This is a genomic window from Vibrio sp. 10N.222.52.B7, from assembly GCF_041474275.1.
Lineage (GTDB): Bacteria > Pseudomonadota > Gammaproteobacteria > Enterobacterales > Vibrionaceae > Vibrio > Vibrio crassostreae_C.
Map to the genome: position 1 here is coordinate 1 of NZ_JBFRTU010000299.1, position 311 is coordinate 311.

Genomic DNA, 311 nt, shown 5'->3' on the forward strand with positions numbered 1-311 from the left:
TCGACAACACCGCCCATCAAGTTTCGTTTCTGTTCTTACTCATCGCCCTGTTCTTTTTCGGCTTACTGGTATTTTTTAGCAAAATGACGCTTCCAGATATCAAACCAAAACAGATGACTGGCTTCTGGCGAGGGTTAAGGCTTCTAATTAAAAATCAGCAGTTTATGAAGTTAGCGTTGGTACTGTTGCTGTACATCGGTGTAGAGGTCAGTTTTGGTACTTTTACTATTGCGTACCTTGCCGACCAGCAATATGGCGACCTTGGTTTGGTACTCGCAACACAGATCATCGCTCTTTATTGGGTATTAATG

1 pseudogene is annotated in these 311 nt (G+C 42.8%); it reads left to right on the plus strand.

From position 1 onward, the window contains the following. A pseudogene (locus AB4512_RS22925) lies at positions 1 to 311 on the plus strand (MFS transporter); the annotation flags it as partial.